At 32.9% G+C, this 19,537-nt stretch carries 18 protein-coding genes and 1 other annotated feature; of the genes, 14 read left to right on the plus strand and 4 right to left on the minus strand.

All coding sequences use genetic code 11. From position 1 onward, the window contains the following. Positions 1-2: 2 nt before the first annotated feature. From sdaAB to EQM05_RS01445, 4 genes are all read left to right on the plus strand, one after another. Positions 3-683 carry an L-serine ammonia-lyase, iron-sulfur-dependent subunit beta gene (sdaAB, locus tag EQM05_RS01430; protein ID WP_128748247.1) on the plus strand — a complete coding sequence of 227 codons (681 nt, stop codon included), beginning with the start codon at positions 3-5 and terminating at the stop codon, positions 681-683. A gap of 1 nt (position 684) precedes the next feature. Beyond that, a complete protein-coding gene (sdaAA, locus tag EQM05_RS01435; protein WP_128748249.1) occupies positions 685-1,560 on the plus strand; it encodes an L-serine ammonia-lyase, iron-sulfur-dependent, subunit alpha in 876 nt (291 codons plus the stop codon). A 107-nt stretch (positions 1,561-1,667) separates the two neighbouring features. Beyond that, positions 1,668-2,717: a calcium/proton exchanger gene (cax, locus tag EQM05_RS01440; protein ID WP_128748251.1), complete on the plus strand. Its 1,050-nt coding sequence runs from the start codon at positions 1,668-1,670 to the stop codon at positions 2,715-2,717. A gap of 54 nt (positions 2,718-2,771) precedes the next feature. Beyond that, on the plus strand, positions 2,772-3,101 hold the full coding sequence (locus EQM05_RS01445; protein WP_128748253.1) for a hypothetical protein: 330 nt from the start codon (positions 2,772-2,774) through the stop codon (positions 3,099-3,101). Positions 3,102-3,117: 16 nt separating this feature from the next. Here the strand turns inward: EQM05_RS01445 and pssA are convergent, their stop codons facing one another. After that, a complete protein-coding gene (pssA, locus tag EQM05_RS01450) occupies positions 3,118-3,639 on the minus strand; it encodes a CDP-diacylglycerol--serine O-phosphatidyltransferase (protein WP_128748255.1) in 522 nt (173 codons plus the stop codon). Positions 3,640-3,892: 253 nt separating this feature from the next. Here pssA and EQM05_RS01455 point away from each other — a divergent pair, with 253 nt between their 5' ends. Together EQM05_RS01455 and EQM05_RS01460 are read left to right on the plus strand one after the other, a co-directional pair. Further along, positions 3,893-4,558 carry a TVP38/TMEM64 family protein gene (locus EQM05_RS01455; protein WP_128750998.1) on the plus strand — a complete coding sequence of 222 codons (666 nt, stop codon included), beginning with the start codon at positions 3,893-3,895 and terminating at the stop codon, positions 4,556-4,558. Between the two features lie 42 nt (positions 4,559-4,600). Further along, a complete protein-coding gene (locus EQM05_RS01460; RefSeq protein WP_128748258.1) occupies positions 4,601-5,029 on the plus strand; it encodes a CBS domain-containing protein in 429 nt (142 codons plus the stop codon). Positions 5,030-5,427: 398 nt separating this feature from the next. Here EQM05_RS01460 and EQM05_RS01465 read toward each other — a convergent pair whose 3' ends face one another. Beyond that, a complete protein-coding gene (locus EQM05_RS01465) occupies positions 5,428-6,900 on the minus strand; it encodes an IS66 family transposase (RefSeq protein WP_128748030.1) in 1,473 nt (490 codons plus the stop codon). Positions 6,901-7,028: 128 nt separating this feature from the next. Here EQM05_RS01465 and EQM05_RS01470 point away from each other — a divergent pair, with 128 nt between their 5' ends. Both EQM05_RS01470 and EQM05_RS01475 read left to right on the plus strand, forming a co-directional pair. Beyond that, entirely contained in the window at positions 7,029-7,862 is an 834-nt protein-coding gene (locus tag EQM05_RS01470) for a YegS/Rv2252/BmrU family lipid kinase (protein WP_243108151.1), read from the plus strand. A gap of 99 nt (positions 7,863-7,961) precedes the next feature. Continuing rightward, positions 7,962-8,573, plus strand: a complete 612-nt coding sequence (locus tag EQM05_RS01475) for a hypothetical protein (protein WP_128748263.1) — start codon at positions 7,962-7,964, stop codon at positions 8,571-8,573. Between the two features lie 6 nt (positions 8,574-8,579). On the opposite strand, the gene EQM05_RS01480 is transcribed toward EQM05_RS01475, so the two are convergent. Beyond that, positions 8,580-10,427, minus strand: coding sequence for a YgiQ family radical SAM protein (locus EQM05_RS01480; protein WP_128748265.1), 1,848 nt, complete (start codon positions 10,425-10,427; stop codon positions 8,580-8,582). A gap of 268 nt (positions 10,428-10,695) precedes the next feature. Here EQM05_RS01480 and EQM05_RS01485 point away from each other — a divergent pair, with 268 nt between their 5' ends. The 3 genes from EQM05_RS01485 to sleB all read left to right on the plus strand — a co-directional run bounded on the left by EQM05_RS01485 (position 10,696) and on the right by sleB (position 14,016). Then, positions 10,696-11,958, plus strand: a complete 1,263-nt coding sequence (locus EQM05_RS01485) for a CBS domain-containing protein (protein ID WP_128748267.1) — start codon at positions 10,696-10,698, stop codon at positions 11,956-11,958. A 16-nt stretch (positions 11,959-11,974) separates the two neighbouring features. Continuing rightward, complete coding sequence (locus tag EQM05_RS01490) at positions 11,975-13,198, plus strand: Nramp family divalent metal transporter (protein WP_128748269.1); 1,224 nt, start codon at positions 11,975-11,977, stop codon at positions 13,196-13,198. Between the two features lie 107 nt (positions 13,199-13,305). Beyond that, positions 13,306-14,016 (plus strand): spore cortex-lytic enzyme, encoded by a 711-nt coding sequence (gene sleB / locus EQM05_RS01495; protein WP_128748271.1) that lies wholly within the window; start codon positions 13,306-13,308, stop codon positions 14,014-14,016. Between the two features lie 92 nt (positions 14,017-14,108). Here the strand turns inward: sleB and EQM05_RS01500 are convergent, their stop codons facing one another. Further along, positions 14,109-16,457, minus strand: a complete 2,349-nt coding sequence (locus EQM05_RS01500; protein ID WP_164917160.1) for an immune inhibitor A domain-containing protein — start codon at positions 16,455-16,457, stop codon at positions 14,109-14,111. Between the two features lie 171 nt (positions 16,458-16,628). Continuing rightward, positions 16,629-16,865: a binding site (T-box leader), on the plus strand. Positions 16,866-16,992: 127 nt separating this feature from the next. On the opposite strand from EQM05_RS01500, the gene cysK reads away from it, so the two are divergent. From cysK to queG, 3 genes are read left to right on the plus strand one after another with little or no spacing between them, the layout of a single operon-like run. Beyond that, a complete protein-coding gene (cysK, locus tag EQM05_RS01505; RefSeq protein ID WP_128748273.1) occupies positions 16,993-17,904 on the plus strand; it encodes a cysteine synthase A in 912 nt (303 codons plus the stop codon). A gap of 25 nt (positions 17,905-17,929) precedes the next feature. Next, positions 17,930-18,514: a serine O-acetyltransferase EpsC gene (gene epsC / locus EQM05_RS01510; protein WP_164917161.1), complete on the plus strand. Its 585-nt coding sequence runs from the start codon at positions 17,930-17,932 to the stop codon at positions 18,512-18,514. Between the two features lie 15 nt (positions 18,515-18,529). Continuing rightward, entirely contained in the window at positions 18,530-19,507 is a 978-nt protein-coding gene (queG, locus tag EQM05_RS01515; protein WP_128748275.1) for a tRNA epoxyqueuosine(34) reductase QueG, read from the plus strand. The last annotated feature ends 30 nt before the right edge of the window (positions 19,508-19,537 follow it).

The following is a 19,537-nucleotide window of genomic DNA, read 5'->3' on the forward strand; positions in this document are numbered from 1 at the left end:
ATTTGAGGGAATACAGTGTTTTTGATATATTAGGACCTATTATGATAGGGCCATCAAGCTCTCATACTGCAGGAGCTGCCAGGTTAGGGAAAATAGCCCGAATTATTTCAGACAATGATGTAAAAGATGTTAAATTTTTATTACATGGATCATTTGCCAAAACATATAGGGGGCATGGAACAGACAGGGCATTAGTTGCAGGCATATTGGGAATGGATCCTTCTGATGACAGATTAAAGGATTCAATGGAAATTGCAAGAAAGGAAGGCATAACATTTGAATTTATTGAAACTGATTTAGGAGAAGTACACCCAAATACAGTTAAATTTATAATAACTAAAAGTGACAATAGCAAAATAGAAGTAACAGGTTCATCTATAGGCGGCGGGAATATTGAGATTTTTGAAGTGGATGGAGAGAGTATTTCATTTACAGGGAATTATCCAACTTTAATTATAACTCATGTTGACGTTCCTGGAGCTGTGTCTGAGGTAACCTCACTGCTTTACAAGGAAAAAGTAAATATTGCATTTATGAAGGTGTATAGAAGCAAAAAGGGAGAAAAAGCAATTATGGTTCTGGAAACAGATAGTGAAGTTACAGAAAAAGTTATTAATGAAATTTCAAAGGCTAGAAATATTTTAAGTGTCAGAGTTATAAATCCGGCCAGGGAGAGTGAATAAATTGGTTGACTACGGAAAAGACCTTATAGAGGTTTGTAAAAAAGAGAACATAACTATTTGGGAATATACTTTAAGATCAGAAGTCAGCGATAGTGGAATAAGCAGAGAAAAAGTTTTAGAGAGAATGAAAACTAATTTACATATAATGAAAAGGTCATCGGAATTGGCCATGAATCGTCCAATAAAATCTATAAGCGGACTTATTGGAGGGGACGCAGTTAAATTATCAAAGTATGCTGAGTCCGGTGATACTTTAACAGGAAGCTTTATGGTTAAAGCCATGGCCAGGGCAATTTCATGTTCGGAGGTAAATGCTGCCATGGGTAAGATAGTTGCAGCACCTACAGCAGGGTCTTGCGGAATATTGCCGGCAGTAATTATAACTGCTGGTGAGAGACTTAATAAATCTGAAGATGAATTAGTAAAGGCTCTTTTAACAGCATCAGGTGTAGGAATAATAATAGCTAAAAATGCCACACTATCAGGAGCAGAAGGAGGCTGTCAGGCAGAATGCGGCTCAGCAGCTGCTATGGGAGCTGCTGCTGTGGTTGAAATGATGGGAGGCAGTGTTACGCAGGCATTAGATGCAGCAGCAATAGTAATAAAGAATATACTAGGCTTAGTATGCGATCCAGTAGCAGGATTAGTAGAAATACCATGTGCAAAGAGAAATGCTTCTGGAACAGTTAGTGCTTTAACTACAGCTGATATGGTTATGGCTGGTGTGAATAGTCATATACCATTTGATGACTGCGTATCAGCTATGTATAAGGTCGGACGACAGATACCATGCGAACTAAGGGAAACGGCACTTGGGGGATTGGCAGTAACAGAAACAGGATTGAAACTGAAGGAACAAGTGTCAATGAAAGAATGATACCAACTGCTTTTGGCTTGTAACATTTCTAATAACAGGGAATAGAATGATATGGAATAAATTTATTAGAGAATTATTGATAAATATTACTTAAGCTGGTGTTTATTATGAAGAAGAATTATTTTATATTACTCATTATTTCCTTGTTATTGTTTATTAAAATTACAAATCCAATTTTCAATGCTGTTATATATTCCATTGCTATTATTCCACTGGCTATTTTGCTTGGAGAATTTACTACAAATATGGCAGAGTATATTGGAGATAAGAAAGGCGGACTTTTAGCAGCAGCAGTTGGTAATATACCAGAATTAACAATTGGGTTATGGTCTGTAAAATACGGAATGATAACTATGGTAAAAGCATCTTTGGTAGGAGCCATAATAAGCAATATGCTGCTGGTACTTGGCATCTCAACCTTTATAGGAGGAACTATTTATAAAGAACAAAAATTTAATAAAAATATAGCCAGGACAAATTTCAGCATGTTGTTTTTAGCATTGACCACTATAGTAATTATTTCATCACTGGATAAATACAGTTATAGGCTTTCAGCGGTGAATCTGCAGTCTATTAGTGTGAAAATATCTTTAGTATTAATACTTGTATATTTACTGGGACTGTTTTTTTCATTATATACTCACAGCAATCTGTTTGTAATAACTGAAAGTAATACGGAGAAGAACCTTAAAAAAAATAAAAATTATTATGTTTTGCTGGCTAATATAATGTATAGTGCCATTATTCTATATTTTATAAGTGAAAAGTTAATACTTAATATAAGAATAATCACTAATTCATACAATATATCAGAAGAATTTATAGGTATTATCCTTATGCCCATATTAGGAAATATAGGAGAAAACTTTGCTGCAATAATGGGGGCAATAAAAAATAAAGTAAGCTTAAGCCTTGAAATTGCTATTGGCTCAAGTATTCAAATTTCACTTTTTGTAATGCCCTTATTAGTGGTGTTTTCCCACTTTTGCGGAATGCCCCTGACTCTGCTTTTCTCAGAATTCCAGGTTGTATTGGTGATTGTAGCAGTAGCCATGTCATTTTTTGTTTTTCAGGATGGGAAGACTTATTGGTTTGAAGGTGCCATTTTAATAGCAATATATGCAGTAATTGCATTAGCTTATTACTATATGGTATGAAAAAATAAAACTGCTAATATAATAAATATATAAACCAATTGCCAAGAGGGTTATATGTCGCATAAAAGAGTTGTAGATAATTATTATGTTGATTTAAATAATTTAGTTGATGTTTTAAGCAGATTAGTAAGTTCTTATAGATTATTAGTAGGTGGAGCTGCAGAATTAAATCAAATAGCACTAGCAAAAAAAAAGGATATAAAGGATGCAATTGAACGAGCATCGGATTTAGGCGAAATTATAGATGAAATAATTAAATCCTTGGAAAAAACAGAAGGCACATATCTTGAATATTGTAAATTAAAATCAAAAATATTAGAATGCAAGGTTGAAAGCCAGTTTATTGAAACAGAAATAGATGAGGAATTAAAACTGAAAGACTAAAAAAAGATGTGAGAAATCACATCTTTTTAAACTTTACTGAGCTTACCATAAGATAGGAAAGCATAATTTCTAATAACATTGTTAAACCTATATTTGTTGGATGATTAACAGTTATTAATGCAAATATGGCCATGAGCATTCCTGCAATAGTAATAGGTATTCCCATAAATACACCAGTAAATGTAGAAGAATTATATCTAGCAAGCCTGTATGCACCTGCTATAGGGAAAAGAAGAACTAATAAATATCCTAAAAGACCTAATGAAGAATAATTATATAGGTTAAAAATCAATATAGCTGGAGCGACACCAAATGAAACCAAATCAGCTAAAGAATCAAGTTCTTTTCCTATATCGCTGGATACATTTAAAAATCTTGCAACTCTTCCATCATATCTATCAGCTAAAGCAGCTAATATGATAAAAAGACATGCTAATTTGTAATTTTCTTGAAAAGTCATCATTAAGGACATAACACCGAAACCTAAATTACTTAAAGTAAAAAAGTTTGGTACTGCGCTTTTAGCAATCTTTGCCATTATATCACTCCTAAAAATATCGTATGTTAAAACTTAACATAAATTAAAATATTTATATACTTTAAGATTTATTCAGCATGTTTTTTAAAAAGTATATATAAAGATTATTATATTATATTATAACTCAAAAGTAAAAAAAAATTAAGGGCTTATTTAATTTTTTTTATGGAATAAATAATAATATTTTGTTAAAATGAACTGTGAGTGATATGCTTTTTACAAAGTATATATTATGAATTTAAGGAGAAAGAATATGAACGGCAGAATTAAAAGTGCCTTGAAATACATAATTTTAGCACTATTAGTAGCAATTATAGTATTTATAATTTTAAAATATAAAAGCATTGGAAGAGTATTTAATTTTAGGCATATGAAAAGGCTTATTTTAAGCTATGGAAAATATTCGGCATTAGTGTTTATATTAATGTATACATTAAAACCAATTTTATTTATTGTACCAGCATCACTGCTTTCAATACTTGCGGGCAATGTTTTCGGACCATATATAGCACTTATACTCAGCATGATTGGATGCTTTGGCTCTGCAACAGTAGCATTTTATATGGCAAGATTTTTAGGACGCTCTTTTGTAGATAAACTACTAAAAGGCAAAGCCTTAAAACTAGATAATAATATAGAAAAAAACGGCTTTTTTATAATGCTGATAATGAGACTGTCAATAATTTTTAATTATGATGCATTGGGATATGCAGCCGGACTTACAAGTATGAGCTACAAGGATTTTATAGCTGGTACTATGATTGGGATATTACCGGAAATGGTTACATATTCATTAATGGGGAAAAATATTGAGCATCCTCTTTCAGTAAGGTTTATCGTGCCTATAATAATGGTTGTGATAATAGGTTTGATTGCATCCTATTTATATAAAAGCAGAATATCTAAAAAAAATAAATAAAAACATCTTGTGTGGATAAAATAACACCAGGAGGTGTTATAAATGAAAATTAGTGATGTAATGACTAAAACAGTTGCCAATCTTAATGTGGAAGATACAGTAAAGCGTGCAGCTGAACTTATGAAAGAACACAATATAGGTTCAATCCCTGTATGCAGAGATGAAAAAGTTGTTGGAATTATTACAGATAGAGATATTGCTGTTAGAACTGTAGCAGATGGGAAAAATTCATTAGAGCAGAAGGTTAAAGATGTAATGTCCAGTAACCCTGTTGTTGGAAAACCTGAAATGGACATTCATGATGCTGCCAGGATTATGAGTGAAAGGCAGATAAGAAGACTGCCTATAGTGGAAAATAATAATTTAGTAGGTATAGTTGCATTAGGAGACTTAGCAGTTGAAAACATATTAGTTGATGATGCAGGAAGGGCTTTAAGTGAAATTTCCTCTCCAAGTATTCCGCAGATGTAAAGTTTAATATTTTGTAAATTAATCCACAAGGTGTACCCAATAATCTTGTGGATTTTTTATAGAAGGTGTTATAATTAGTTAAAAGTTAATAGTTAAAAGTTAATACATAATGGTTGAAATTTGAAAGTTTTGATAATTAAATGTCGAAATTATGAAATTATATAGAACTGTAAGTTGGGAGAGTTAGTTATGAACAGAGTTAAATTTATTTATAACCCATATTCAGGGGATAATACCATAACTGCGAATATTGATAAAATTAGTAACTATTCAGTTACCCTAAAAAGTATATAAAAAAGCACCTTACTTTCAAATTCTTATGCATCTGACAGTAAGGTGTTAATATTAATTTTAGGTTCACCAAAAAGAGGTACTTCGTTCCTTTTTAAGCGGAGCTTTTACGTCAAAGTTGGATCAAATTGATTCACTGTAAATGTTGATTTTATGCAATCCAAGGCATTTTTGCCTTGTTTTCTTACAGTAGATACATATCCACGGATTCTAGTAAAAGCGTTAGCTCCAGCAGAACTTCTAAAGGTGCCTGAAATCTTTTGCTTAACTTTAGCCATACGTAAATCACGTTCTGCTAAGTTATTATCAAAAGGTATATCAAAGTCATACATGAAAGCAAGTATTTGTTCCTTATAGCCATTTAATCTATTGAGTAAATTAAGACTGGCACTTTTCTTTACCTTCTTTTTAGAATATAATTCAATGTTTTTAGCATAGTCTTCGTCAATGCCAGCTTTAAGTATTTTATCATACTTAGATTCAAAATCCTGAATTTTATCTAAAGGTAAAGCATTTTGTTTGTTATTAGCTAAATCTACTTCTTTTTTTATATCTAACAATAGATTTTTCATTGGCTTTGCCCAGTTTTGACCTTGTAATTCAGTTATACCATTAAGTTCTCTTAATATATGAGCATTACATAGAGCATGATTGCAGTTAGTATACTTAAAATAAGTTTTAAAACCATCATGGACTGCCGTCCCAGTAAAGTTTGGAAGTATTGTAATATCATCAATAGCCTTTTTACCACGCTTTTCATGGCATTCATAATATGTAAGATTTTTATTAGAAGCAACATGAAGCCACTGGCGTTTTTTATCTATATAAATACCAGTTTCATCAAAATGAACTGCTCCTGTAGATGAGGTAAGGCTATTTCTAATCCTATTTGTTATAGCTTGTAAATTATCATGACAGTCTTGATTGAAGGTTACCATACTACCTTGACTTAAATGATGGTTAAATAAATCCTCAATGAGTTCAACAGCACGTTTATACGGAATCAACTGATATTGAGTTAAGTAAACAGCTATCGCTTTTAGGCGTTCTCCATATTGAACTGTATTCTTTATTTCTTCTGGGAAAGCAGCTGTATTTTTACTTTTACAATGAGGACATATTTTAACTTCTGCTCTATGCTCTACAATTTTAACTTTTACATCTGGTATATCTATAATTTGACGAACAATATATCTTTCAGGAGGTACATCCTTTAGGGATGCTCCGCATTCAGTACAGAATTCAACATTGTGAATTTCAATTTCATCAGGAGTATCATGTAAACACAATGTTGTTCCCTCATGACCCCTTTGACCGCCAGGTTTTTTACCTGATTTTGTTCTTAAACTTTTAGTCTTCTTTTTAAAGCCATCTGACGATGGAGGTTTACTGCTATTACTACTGTTTTTGTTGACTTGGCTTTCTAATGATTTTACACGCTCGTTTAGAGCCTTATTCTCTTTAGAAAGTGTTTCTACTTGAGATTGTAGTTCTTTAATTTGATTTGATAATTCTTTAATAACACCTATAACCTGAGATACACCTTGATTGTAAATCTCGATGATTTGGCCTTCACTCACGATGTGTCACCACCTTATCATTAGTTTTTGCAAGACAGGCTTTATGATACCAAAAAATAATGATAAATGGAAGGCTTTTTTTCAATAAATTAATAATAACAGTAAATTTAAATTATTTTAATAGCTGAATAGTTACTAAAATTATTATGATACACCAGAAATTTGGATATGAAGTTGTACCTTTTAGAATAAGCTATGAATGTGATGTTACTGAAGCATTAAAGGAAATAGATGAATCATATAAGTATATTCTCATAGCTGGCGGCGATGGCACTGTGGATAATGTTGTAAACCATATCAAGCAGTTAAATATAGATATTCCAATCGCAATACTTCCAACAGGTACAGCAAATGATTTTGCTAAATTTATAGGCATGCCACAGGATGTTGAAACTGCATGTGAACAAATATTAACCAGCAGTGTTAAAGAAGTTGATTTAGGCAAAATTAATGATAAATACTTTATTAATGTAGCAAGCACCGGATTATTTACAGATGTATCCCAAAAAACAGATGTAAACTTAAAAAATACTATTGGGAAACTTGCATATTATGTTAAAGGGCTTGAACAATTGCCAAACTTCAGAAGCCTTGACATTGATGTAAAATCAAAGCATGGTGAATTTAAAGGCGGCATGTATTTAATGCTTGTATTTAATGGTCAGACAGCCGGAAATTTAAAGTTTGCATATAAGGCTGCAATAGATGATGGTATGCTGGATGTAATAATTATAAAAGCAGGTGTCTTAAAGGACATGATTACATTGTTTATTAAAATGATGAAAGGTGAGCATCTGGAAGATACTCCTGGTTTGGTATACTTTAAAACAGATAAAATTGAAATTGAATGTCATGAAGATATAGTTACGGATATAGACGGAGAAAGGGGACCGGATTTTCCTTTGACTATAGAATGTATTAAAGGAGGCATTAAGCTATTAGGTGCAAAAAATTATGGTTAGTAATTTATATTTGTAATAAAAATTAAAATATATAAATAAATATAAACCAGGAGCAATTATTATGGAGAAATTGTGAATCAGTTTTATATTTATTTTCCAATGTTAATTTTTATATTCATTATATGGTTCAAGGATTTGAGCTTAAGTTTTGCTGCACCTTTTAAAATTAAAACATTAAGCATTATTACCTTAAGTATTTTAATTACACGATACATAGCATTATTCATTTTGTGTCTTGCTGAAAATATAAAACTTTTATATTTTTTTAAACCATTTTATTTTGCCAGCTTTATAGCTGTACCAGTGTTAATATTGTGTACAATTTATATAATTTTTAAGAATAATAAAATAAACTTTTTATATGTGTTCTTATTAGAGTTTATAGCATTAATATTATATATAATCACACTTTATTATTTTAATATAGTTATTAAAGTTGATAGCAGTATTGGATTTATAATGCTATTTAACAATGAATCAGCATATTATTTATATCTTATAGAAATTTCAATAATATTATTATTAATACTTTACTTAGGAAACATCAAAAACTTTGATAAAGCTGCATGGATATCTGCTGCAGCCATAGTTTTAATAATTGAGATATTATTAATTATTATGAAAATCAGGATTTTACCTGAATACCTTGCAGGTGAATTAATTACTCTCATTGTATTTGGGAAAGCGTTAAATATGGTAAAAAAACAATAGATAATATTATCTATTGTTTTTTTTAGATTTATTTTTTCTTTTATTATTAAAAGGCCTTGGCGGAACATTCCCGATTAAGCACTTTGAACTGCTGCCTATTAAATCTTCTCTATGGGCTGAAATAAGTGCCTCTTTTACAATTTTATAGTTCTTTGGCATGCCGAATTGTAAAAGGGCTCTCTGCATGTTCTTTTCTTTTTGGGATTTAGGCACATACACCTTTTCACCTGTTACAGGATTAATACCGCTGTAATAAATAGTGGTGGATAGACTTCCAGGAGTAGGATAAAAATCCTGAACCTGTTCCGGAGTATATCCCATAGTTTTTATGTACTGTGCTAATTCAATGGAAGCATTTAAATCACTGCCTGGATGACTGCTCATTAAATATGGTACCAAATACTGCTTCTTGCCAAGTTCTTTATTTATGCTGAAATATTTTTTCGTAAATTTTTCGTAGACTTCCATTTTTGGCTTTCCCATTTGTTTTAAAACCCTATCATTTATGTGCTCAGGAGCAACCTTTAACTGACCGCTAATATGATATTTGCATAGTTCTTTAAAAAATGTATCATCCTTGTCATATATTAAATAATCAAAACGTATACCAGAACGTATAAATACTTTTTTAACTCCAGGAACTTTTCTTATTTTTCTTAATAAACTCAGATATTCTGAGTGGTCTACTATTAAGTTTTTACATGGTGTTGGGAATATACATTGTCTGTTTTTGCAAACTCCTGATTTCTCCTGTATTTTACAAGCTCTGTGCCTAAAGTTGGCAGTAGGTCCTCCTACGTCATGAATATAGCCTTTAAAGTCTGGTAATTCAGTCATAATCTTCACTTCTTTAAGTATAGATTCCTGTGTTCTGTGCTGAATAGTTCTTCCCTGATGAAATGTTAAAGCACAAAATGAACAGGCACCAAAGCAGCCTCTGTGACTTGTAATTGAGAATTCGACCTCCTTAATAGCTGGTATTCCTCCTTTAGCTTCATACATTGGATGATAAGTTCTTGCATAAGGCAGCGAATATACCAGATCCATTTCTTCCTCAGTTAAAGGATATTGAGGAGGATTTTGAATAATGTAGTGATCACCATGCTTTTGAACTATGGTTTTACCATTTATGGCATCCTGCTCAAAGTATTCTATTTTGTAGCTGTCAGCATATTCTATTTTATCTTCCACACACTGTTCATAAGAAGGAGCTTCAATAAAATCTTTAATGTTTGCTGTATCCTTAGATAGATAAACTGTTCCTCTTACATCTGTAATACTGGATATTTTCATTCCATACTTTAAAAGTTCAGCTACTTGGATTATTGTCTTTTCACCCATGCCGTAAACTAATAAATCTGCTTTGGAATCAAGTAAAATACTTCTTCTTATTTTATCCTCCCAATAGTCATAATGGGCAAATCTTCTAAGGCTGGCTTCGATTCCTCCAATAATTATAGGCACATCCTTATATGCTTCTCTGGCCCTGTTACAATAAACTATTACTGCTCTGTCAGGCCTGTGACCAGCTTCACCGCCTGGTGAGTATAAATCATCATGTCTTTTCTTCTTAGCTGCAGTATAGTGATTAACCATTGAATCAATATTACCCGAATTAATTAAAAATCCAAGTTTAGGCTTTCCTAATTTAATAAAATCCTTTGTGTCAGACCAATCAGGCTGTGCAATTATTCCAACGGTAAATCCCTGGCTTTCAAGAGTTCTTCCTATGATTGCGGCTCCAAAGGATGGATGATCTACGTAAGCATCTCCTGTAATAAGTATAAAGTCAAGCTGGTCAATACCCCTATTTTTTAAATCTTCTTTTGATACTGGAAGAAAAGTGTTAATCAATTTTTAAAATCTCCATTCCTTAATAAACTTTTAATTTTAGTCATGTCATTATATTAACACAATATAAGAATTTTGCATTACAAAATTCTTATAAAGTAGGTTATAATTAAAATGTAAAATTTTTAAGGTGGTGAGCTTTAAATGGAAAGTGGCCCTTATGGTGGTCGGTTTATTTTTAAAGAAAAATTGAATAATAGTATACAGAGGGACATTATCTATTTTAATTTATAAAATTATAAGTTCCTCTGCAAAGAAGGAGGAACTTTTTATGGAAAAAGCATATAATTTCTTTTTGAGCAATGTTCTCTATAAGAAAGTTTATGACGAATTTGGGGAATCCATTGGTAAACTTTATGACATATATGTTACTACTGAAGAAGGATTACCAAGAGCAATAGCTTATAAAATTAAAAAAGATGGCGAAATGTTTAATTACGAATTTAAGAATATAAATTTCTATAACGACAATGGGAAAATTGTAATAAAGTGCAGTGAAGCAAGGGAGATAATGCTAAGGAAGTATTCATATCTTTTATCTAAGCATCTTCTGGATAGACAGATAGTGGATATAAACGGGAAAAAACTGGTAAGGGTTAATGATCTGAGAATTGCGGAAATCGCGGGGGAATTAAGAGTAATTGCAGTTGATACTGGCATTATGGCCCTTGGAAGAAGACTTGGAGCCGAAAAGTTATTTAAAGATGTTTACAAACTCTTAAAAATCAAACCAGCTGATAGTTTAATAATGTGGGATAATGTGGAATCCCTTGAAATGATCAATGATAATTTAAAATTATCAGTACCCTATAAAAAGCTTTCTAAACTTCATCCCGCTGATTTGGCGGATATTTTAGAGGAAATGGATATAAACTATAGAAAGAAAGTATTTGAAAGCCTGGATGAAAATTTAGCCGCTGACACATTAGAGGAAATTGATCCTGAATTTCAGGCGGACATTATTGAAAGCCTCAGCCAGTCCAAAACATCAGAGGTTCTTGATAATATGCCAAATGATGAAATAGCTGATATATTAGATGAAGTTGACGAAGAAGTAGCTGAAAGAATTCTTTTAAATATGGAAAAAGACGATGCAGATCAGGTTAGAAGCCTTATGCTATATGAAGATGAAACTGTTGGAAGCATTATGAATAAGGATTTTATATCCTTTAATATAAATATTACAGTAGGAGAAACCATTGAACTGCTTAGAGAAATAAAGCCTGAAGAAGAAGTTATGCATTACATTTTTATAGTTGACGAAGAAGAAAGGCTTCAGGGTGTAATATCCTTAAGAGATTTAATTATGGCGGAAAGCAGCTGCAAAATAAAAGATATAATGAGTACAGAAGTTATTTCAATAGAAGATAGTGACTATATAGAAGATGCTATTGAAATAGCTGTTAAATATGACCTTCTTTCTCTACCAGTAATAGATAAAAATAAAAAATTATGCGGAATAATTATTATGAATGATATTGTGGAAGATATACTTGTACCAACTTGGAGAAAAAGATTTAAAAAGGTAGTCTAAGAGGGAAGGAATATAAATGAAAGCAAAAAAGAAAATATTTATGATATTAAGCATTATAGGGCCGGGAATAATTACAGCTAATGCGGGAAATGATGCAGGCGGTGTTACAACTTACTCTGCAGTTGGGGCTCAGTATGGATATTCAATGCTGTGGGGAATGTTTGCCATTGCCATTGGACTTGCAGTTGTTCAGGAAATGAATGCCAGAATGGCAGTTGTTACAGGTAAGGGATTATCTGACTTAATCAGGGAAAGATTTGGAGTAAGATGGGCTTTTTTTGCAATGCTTATTCTGCTTATTGCAAATCTTGGAGTTTGCATAGGAGACTTTGCGGGTATAGCTGCAAGCTTGGAACTGTTTAAAATAAGCAAATATATTACTATTCCTTTTTTTACGCTGCTTATATGGCTTTTACTTACCAAAGGAACTTATTCTAAGGCAGAGAAGGTATTTTTAATATTGACTCTTACATTCTTCAGTTATGTTATAACTGCATTTATGTTAAAACCAGATTGGAACTCAGTAATTTCCAATGTATTTCATCCCAAAGCTGATTTTGATAAAAACTATTTTCTTGTTTTAATAGGAATGGTTGGTACTACTATTACTCCATATATGCAGTTCTATCTGCAGTCTTCAGTGGTTGATAAGGGAATTTCATTGAAAGAATATAAATATGAAAAGATGGATGTATACCTTGGAACATTCTGGGGGATCCTGACTGCACTTTTTATTACTGTATGTACTGCTGAAACACTACATAAGGCTGGAATTAATATTACTTCAGCTCAGGATGCAGCGCTGGCTTTAAAGCCTTTGGCAGGAAATTATTCATTTATATTGTTCGCTATAGGACTTTTCGGGGCATCATTTTTAGCCTGCTGCATAATACCATTATCAACTGCCTATGCGGTATGTGAAGCTTTTGGCTTTGAAAGCGGACTGGATAATAAGATTAAAGAAGCACCGGTATTTTTTTCATTATTTTTATTTATGCTTTTAGCAAGTGCAATAATTGTTTTACTGCCAAAGGTATCACTTATTTCAATAATTCTTATTACTCAGCAGGTTGCAGGAGTTTTATGCCCTGTAGTTTTAATATTTATGATTAAATTAGTTAATGATAAAGAAGTAATGGGGGACTATGTTAATACCAGGATGCAGAATTTTATTTCTAAAGCCACTGTTGTATTAATAGTAGTACTTACTTTATTAGCTTTTATAATGAATTTTTTGTAATACAAAACTAAACTTTAATGTATTTTTTATTGCTTACATACACAAAATAGAATCAATTATATGATTTGCTTTGAAATCTATTTAGTTGGTAAAAGAGGTGTGTGTGAATGATAAAAAAACTTTTTGGCTGGAAGAGGATAATTTTATATTTAATGATTATATTGTGCACGTACTTTATAACTGATTTATATACAGCCAAATTTGTTAATCCTGTTGGAGCTGTTACATACTATTATGGTTCCAGAGGAGACGCTGTTATGGAAATACAAAGAAGGCTGAAAGCATGGGGATACTATAACGGAAGTGTTGATGGAATTTATGGATATAAGACAAATATAGCTGTAAGGTATTTTCAAAGCAGCAATGGATTGAAGGCAGACGGAATTTCAGGAAATTCAACTCTTCAGGCATTGGGAATTAACACTGGAGCTGGTTCAGGCAATACTGGAAGCTCATATAATGCAAATAATTCAGATTTGATGCTTTTAGCAAAATTAATTAACGGTGAGGCAAGAGGGGAGCCATATGAAGGTCAGGTAGCAGTGGGAGCAGTGGTTTTAAACAGAACAAGAGATGCTAAATTTCCAAGGACAGTTGCCGGTGTTATATATCAGCCGGGAGCCTTTACAGCTACTGTTGATGGTCAGATAGAATCAAATCTTCAGCAGAGTTCCATAAACGCTGCCAGGGATGCACTGAATGGATGGGATCCCTCTGGAGGCGCTATTTATTATTTTAATCCTGCCACAGCAACAAGTTCATGGATATGGAGCAGACCTCTTATTAAAATTATTGGAAAGCACAGATTTTGCAAATAAAGATTATGCGGGTAAATGAAATAGCTTCTTATTCTAAATGTACCTATAGGGCATCTATTTTAGACACCTTATAGGTACATAATTACATATTATTATTTTTTAATTACTAAGCTTGCAGAACTATTATCAGATGCCTGATTAGTTATTTGAATCTTTAAGCCTAAATGAGGTATATTTCTGCCTAAAGCCGGTATCTCGTTATTGTAATAATTCCTGCTGTCATTAAAGCTTGGTTCTGTGAATCTATAGCTATCTACTGGTGATCTTCCTAAAGCCGTGTTTGTGTTTATTGTAAGTACTGCTTCCTTATCCTTGCTAAAGGCAGCATCATGCATTTGGAATTTTCCGCTTGCCAGCATTGGTTTCTTGCTTGGATCAGTGTACTGCCATACAACACTATGCTGATCTGCATCAACAATACCAAGGTATCCTTCTCCAGGATGATTTCCTGTCCAGTTGTCAGTGTAATAATCATCAACATACCAAACTACCATTCCAGGATCATAGGATAAATTCTGCCCCAGTGTACTTATGTGAGCAAGGCTGGTATCAACGCCGTGATGGTTTCTCCACTCAACAAGATAATAATTAGGTGCAATTATGGTACCTGTATTTCTTGTAAAACCATTTAATGTAAAGCTGGAAGTTCCTTCAGCATTATCTGATAAAACTACATTTTTATCGTTAATTACTTGAATATCATCAACATAGAAGCCAGCACCAAAGCTGTACTTGTCTGTCTCATATTCAAATTTAAGTTCTATATTTTTACCAGCAAAAGCACTTAAATCAAATGTTCCATCTTTCCAGCCATTAGAAGTGCCGGTAATGCCATTAGGTATATTTACTGCTCTATCAGGGTCTCCATCAGTAGTTGTAATATTCCCTTTAAGATAAGTCCAGTCAGTTGTCCCAGCTTCTCTAGCTTGTACTGAAGCATAGTCCCAGCCTTCTTCTATATCGTACCAGGTCTTAAATTTAAGTGTTGCTGCAGCTTTGCCAGTCAGATCAACTTTTGCAGTCATATTAGTCTTTAATGGAGTTCCATCCTGCCCTTTGCCACCCCAATACGCATACTTTCCGCTTGTAGGAGTAGCTATTACATGAGCTTTATCAGGAAGATTAATCCTTACAGCCTGACCTTGCTCGTCTGCTTGTCTTAAGTTTACACGTGCACCTGCATTTGTTAACTTATTAAAATCTAAAGTAACTTGTTTCTGCCAATTCCCGCCATAAAGAGCTTGGAACATTTGCTTAGCATATGGACTGAAGCCTGTAGGTTCAGCTCCAGGAATAGTTCCTCCCCAGCTTCCTGCTGACATTATTGACCAGTAGGATATTGGTTCCCCTATTGAAGTACCTGAACTATAAATAGTATCGTATTCATCTGGTAATCCCAGGTTATGACCAAATTCGTGAGCAAATACACCGGTTGCTCCATCTTCCGGTTCTATAGTATAATGATAAGCACCAAGTTTTCCACCCCAGTTAGTAACATCAGTTTTTGTTCCTGGAATTGGATAAACACCGCCTAAATCCCAGCTGTGTGACCAAATTGCATTACTTCCTAAGCTTCCACCGCCAGCTTCTTCACCAACACCAGCGTGTAAAACCATCAGGTAATCTATGATGCCATCTGGCTCATTATAGTTTCCATCACCATCTATGTCATATATATCTTCTTTATCAAAATCAGCAAGATTTAATTTAGGATCTTTTGCTGCTTCCTTAAGTGCATCTGCAACAGCATTTCTTGGCCTTATATCATTAGATGATCCATTAGATGCTCCATAATATGCTGCTGTATTAGGTAATGTATACCATCCAGCAACTTTCCCTTCAAAATCAAGACTTCCACCTGACTGCTGTGCATAGTACTGCTTTGCAGATATAAGATTCTCTCCGTTGGGTCCCTTATAGCCTTTATCGCCAAACAGCATATCCTGATAATGCTGTAAAGTGTAATCCTTGTAATACATATCAGTTTCCTCTGGTTGAATGTTGTTGTGCTTATAATCCTGATAATCAACCAATAAAACTAAAACATTAACATTCTTAGGATTAGTATCCGGCTTGCTTTGATCAAACTTATACTTTTGAACCTTTTGATTTTGCTTAGCCATAAGATCTCTGTCCATCTTTGAAGGCTGAATTTTTTGATTTGATTTAGCTTTATCCTGCATATATTTCGAATAGACTTTTTGTGCTTCTTCATAGGTTGCATTCTTTGGAATTTTACCTTCATTTTTAAGCATTTGAATAACTCTTTCTTCATTTGCAATAGATAAATCTACAGGACTACCTGTGCTTTCCAAGCCTTGTTCTGCGGAGTAGGCCTGTTTCGAAGAAGAATAGTTTTGAACCATTGCTGAGGAACCTCCCCCAGCACCAGTTAGCATGAATACAGCTGTTATAATCCCTAAAAACTTTTTAGATAACACACTTTACCCCCCTTTTAGATAAGTTTTTTATTATTTATAAAGTTGTTATAATATAATATATTTTTATAGTTTACAATATATGCCAAGGCTTTCTTTAAAAAAATTTATTAAAAAAGTTGACAAATTTTAAAAATGGCATATAATAAAAATATAATTCATAGTAAAACACTCGGAAATACTTAGAAAAAGGAAAGTATTGTAAATGGAATATACAGAGAGGAAATCTTATGCTGAGATGATTTCCATAGAAAGTTTATAAGAAGTGCCCTTTGGAGTAGTGCACCGAAATTATAGTAGGCTGCAACGGAATCATCCGTTATAGTGATAGAGCATAGCGCTGTGCTTGATTAAGTGAGATTTTTTTAAATCTAATTAGAGTGGAACCGCGAATATAACTTCGTCTCTATAATGTGGAGATGGGGTTTTTTGTTTTATTTAGAATTAATAATTAAGTAGGCCGCTTGAAACTGGTTTTAAATAAAACTTGTAAAGTTAAAAAAGAAAATTAATAGAATTTATTTTGGAGGATTAGATTATGATTTATGATAATGCATTAGATTTGATAGGCAACACACCTATGCTGAAATTGAACAGGGCTTTTGGTGAAAACACTGCAGATATATATGTAAAGCTTGAAAAATATAATCCAGGCGGAAGTATTAAGGATAGAATAGCTTTAGGTATGATTGAGGATGCTGAAAAGAAGGGCTTATTAAAACCAGATTCAGTAATTGTTGAGCCAACAAGCGGAAATACAGGTATTGGATTAGCTTTAGTAGGAAGATTAAAGGGATATAAAGTAATAATTGTTATGCCGGATACAATGACCGTTGAAAGAAGAAGCCTTATAAAGGCATATGGAGCTGAACTGGTATTGACACAGGGCTCAAAGGGAATGAAAGGAGCAATTCAAAAAGCTGAAGAATTAGTAAAAGAAAATAAGGGATATTTCGTGCCGCAGCAATTCTCCAATGAATCCAATCCTGCAAAACATTATGAAACTACAGCTGATGAAATTTTAAAGGAAATTCCAGAATTTCAGGCATTTACTGCCGGAGTAGGAACTGGAGGAACAATAACTGGTGTTGGAAGAAAGTTAAAGGAAAAATTAAATTCTGTAGAAATTGTTGCTGTAGAGCCGGAATCCTCACCAGTACTAAGCGGAGGACAGCCAGGGCCGCACAAAATTCAAGGTATAGGCGCAGGTTTTGTACCTGATGTATATGATGAAAAAGTTATAGATTCTATTTTAACAATATCTAATGAGGAAGCATATCATTATGCCAGATTAGTAGGGAGAGAACAAGGAATTTTAATTGGAATATCTTCCGGTGCTAATATTGCAGCAGCTGTAAAAATAGCTAAAAAGCTTGGCAGTGGTAAGAAGGTTGTTACTGTAGCTCCTGATGGAGGAGAAAAGTATATTTCAGCAGGACTTTACGATTAATATATGCTTTATGAGGTGATACAATTTGTTTAAAACTATAAGGTATGATTTGCAAAATGCCATTAAAAATGATCCATCAGCCAGAAGCACATTAGAGATAATGCTGCTTTATCCTTTCTTTCATGCTTTAATAGCCTATAGAATAGCTCACAGGTTATATAATGCTAAAATGTTTTTCTTAGCAAGGTTAATTTCTCAGTTAGCAAGATTCTTTACTGGAATAGAAATTCATCCTGGGGCTATAATAGGTAAAGGATTATTTATTGATCATGGTATGGGAGTAGTAATAGGTGAAACCGCAGAAATCGGCGATAATGTTACACTATATCATGGTGTAACTTTAGGAGGAACGGGAAAAGAAAAAGGAAAGAGACATCCTACTGTTGGGAATAATGTTATTATAGGAAGCGGTGCAAAGGTGTTAGGACCTATATATATAGGTGACAATTCAAAAGTTGGAGCTAATGCAGTAGTATTAAAAGATGTTCCCTCTGGAACAACTGCAGTTGGCGTACCTGCCAGAATAGTTTATCCTAAATTGGGTTCAGTAATAGAACTAAAGGATTATAAGGGTAATGTTAAAAAAATCTATAATGATATGGTAATATAAATAAGGGTGAGCAGAGTGGATAAAAAGGAAGAAATAATAAAGTTTTGTAACAGCTTAGGATTAGATTTAGTGGGATTTACAAAGTGCAGGGTATTTTGGGAATTAGAGAGTTTTTTTGAATATAGAAAGAATATAAATTTAGAAAATGAGTTCGAGGAAAAAGATATAAACAAAAGGATAAATCCAAATTTGCTGATGAACCAGGGAAAGACAATAATCTCTATTGCCTTTCCCTATATTTATAATCTGCGGCCTAATGGAGAATTTTACTTTTCAAGGTACACCAGAGGAGAGGACTATCATAAAGTAATAAAAAGTTATTTAGATAAAATATCAGACTTTATTAAGGATATGGGGGGAACAGCATCAGCCTTTGCAGACAGCAATCCACTTCCGGAAAGATATATTGCAAAGCTTAGTGGAATTGGATTTATCGGAAAGAACAATATGATTATAACTGAAAAGTATGGATCCTTTGTATTTTTAGGGGAAATAATTACTGATCTTGAATTAGAAGAAAGCAGACAGTTAAATATAAGCTGTGGACATTGTAATAAGTGTTTCAGTAAGTGCCCTACAGCATCAATAAATGAGAAACAATGTAATCCTAATATATGTTTATCCTATATTACTCAGAAAAAGCATATAGAAGACAAATGGTTTAAAAAATTAAATGGAAGGATATTTGGATGTGACAGCTGTCAAATGGAGTGCCCATTTAATAAAAATATTAAATTTTCAAATTTAGAAGGATTTAAACCATTTGAGTATATGGAAAACATAAACCTGGAACAGATAATTATGATGGATAATAAGGATTTTAATGAAAAATATAAAATTACATCCTGCGGCTGGAGAGGGAAAAATGTGCTGAAAAGAAATGCATTAATTAATTATATCCCAAAATATGGTGCCTTCCATGGCATTGATAAGGTAAATTCACCATATGTAAAGGATTATAATAATAGACTTTTAAAGCTTTTCAATTTATAATTTATATATACACAAATTTTTATAGAGGGT

The organism is Clostridium sp. JN-9 (genome assembly GCF_004103695.1).
Classification (GTDB): domain Bacteria; phylum Bacillota; class Clostridia; order Clostridiales; family Clostridiaceae; genus JN-9.